Origin of the sequence: Haloferax profundi (assembly GCF_001469865.1) — an archaeon.
Classification (GTDB): Archaea; Halobacteriota; Halobacteria; order Halobacteriales; family Haloferacaceae; genus Haloferax; species Haloferax profundi.
The window spans coordinates 1-2094 of sequence record NZ_LOPV01000275.1 but is presented as its reverse complement, the minus strand read 5'-3'; the positions used below and the strand labels follow the sequence as shown (position 1 = coordinate 2094).

The following is a 2094-nucleotide window of genomic DNA, read 5'->3' as shown; positions in this document are numbered from 1 at the left end:
AGCAAATTGACACATTGACCGACGAGCGCGACGAACTCGCCGCACGCGTTGAACAGTTGGAAGCAGAGGCATCGGAGCTTCGGGGACAGGCAGAAAGTGACCTCATCGAACTGCACAAAGAGCTGAACGAAGTAGAGTTCTCTCTCGACCGAACCCGCGACGAACTCGCATCTGTGAACGACGACCTCGAATCGGTTGCCGAACAGTTCGACAGGCGCGACGAACTCGAAGAACGCCGCGAGCAATTGAACGATGATCTTGAAGCGGCACGAACACGGATTCAATCGCTCACGTCGACCGCCGTCGAAGCGTTCAACGAGGAGATGGAGACGATTCTGGACCTCCTGAACTACGAAAACATTGAGCGTGTCTGGCTCGAACGCGTCGAGCGTCGGGTCCGAGAGGGCCGTCGGAAGGTAATGAAGACACAGTTCGAACTCCACATCGTCAGAGAGTCTGACGCTGGCACCGTGTACGAAGATACGATAGATCACCTCTCGGAGAGCGAACGCGAGGTCATCGGCCTCGTCTTCGCGCTCGCAGGCTATCTCGTCCACGAAGTCCACAAGGACGTACCGTTCATGCTCCTCGACTCTGTTGAGGCAATCGACGCGGCGCGTATCGCCGCACTGGTCGATCACTTCAAACAGTATTCGACGTTCCTTGTCGCGGCGTTGCTCCCCGAAGACGCGCAAGCGCTCGACTCGGCGTATGACCGTGTCACGTGGGGCGACGACGCAACCTCGACAGCCCAGTAGAGTTCCGTCCGGGACTTTCGTTTCTGAGTCACGCGCTTTGGGTGGCCCACCATCGAGAAGTGTGTTAAAATACTACCCAAATTAGGAGGTGTGAGGACAGTATACCAGGATATACTGTTAGTACGCAAAGAATATAACACGTCAGCGAAATTGTCCATACGGGTAACGATTGAGGGGGACTCAACAATTAGTACCACAATCACCAAAGGGCAGGAAAATGGTGAACAGACTCGTGTCTGGTACGACTGTGATCAGACGGAAGCAATTTCGGAGGCGATACTCGTCGCGGCAAGTCAACATATGGGGTGTGACGTGACGGCATTGCCTCCGCTTAGCGCCTACTGCGACGTAGACGCGCTGAACTCGTTGTTTGGGACAGGACAGCCAGCTGCGCCCACACTCTCGAGTGGTATACTCGAATTCAAATACGACGACCTCGTCGTCACGATTTCGACAATCGGAACCATCGAAATTAGGGATGCAGGGGACGCCCACCCGTCGTCAGACTAACACAGTCTGACAAATAGGGTTGGGATACCCAGCGCGAGTCCGAGAGGACCCGTTTCGGTGCCCGAAAACAACCGCGCCGATTTTTTGGCTCCTGTAGGGTAGACATCTCATGTAGTCACGTCAGCGACTATCGTCGTGTCGGATGGTTACGACGGGGACCGGCGACCGTCGAAGAATCTTCTCAGCGACGCTCCCCAACATGAACCGGTCAAACCCTCTTCGACCGTGCGTCCCGATGACGACGAGGTCGATGTCGTGCTCGTCGATATACGTTCGAATTCCCCTTACGACCGACACCCGGTTTTCGACTGCTGTGACCCCGTCGACACCTTCCTCGTGCGCAACTGTTGCTGCCTCATTGATGAGATCGTTAGCGCGGGATTCGTACTCCTCGATGAGAGCTGGGCCACGAATGTCAACGCCAAGATGGCCAATATCGACAACTGACAGTGCATGGAACTCCGAATTCGTACTTGTCGCGAGTCGACTGCCGAACCGTACTGCGGCAGTCGCACACTCGCTCCCGTCAGTGGGCACGAGTACACGCTCGTACGGATACGATACTTCGGTGTTGGTATCAGGCTGCATGGTTAGCACGGGAACCTCGGAGCTCCGAACAACGCGCTCGGTTGTACTACCAAGCACCAACCTGCTTAATCCTGTGCGCCCATGGGTTGGCATGACCACAAGGTCGACGCCAGCATCGGTTGCGTAAGCAACGATCTCCTCGTAAGGCTCCCCGTGGAGAACTTCGGTTATCGTCTCGATTCCCACTTGCTCTGCTCGAACGCTCGCGTCGCGGACGAATGTCTCGCCCTCATCTCGC

The 2094-nt window shown here is 56.0% G+C and carries 2 protein-coding genes and 1 pseudogene; 2 read left to right on the top strand and 1 reads right to left on the bottom strand.

What is annotated here, in order from left to right:
* Together AUR66_RS11965 and AUR66_RS23075 are read left to right on the top strand one after the other, a co-directional pair.
* Positions 1–758: pseudogene (locus AUR66_RS11965) on the top strand (archaea-specific SMC-related protein); the annotation flags it as partial.
* A 90-nt stretch (positions 759–848) separates the two neighbouring features.
* Positions 849–1268: a HalOD1 output domain-containing protein gene (locus tag AUR66_RS23075; protein WP_269432582.1), complete on the top strand. Its 420-nt coding sequence runs from the start codon at positions 849–851 to the stop codon at positions 1266–1268.
* Between the two features lie 120 nt (positions 1269–1388).
* Here the strand turns inward: AUR66_RS23075 and AUR66_RS11955 are convergent.
* The coding region (locus AUR66_RS11955) for a universal stress protein (protein ID WP_058572599.1) at positions 1389–2094 on the bottom strand (706 nt) is incomplete at its 5' end.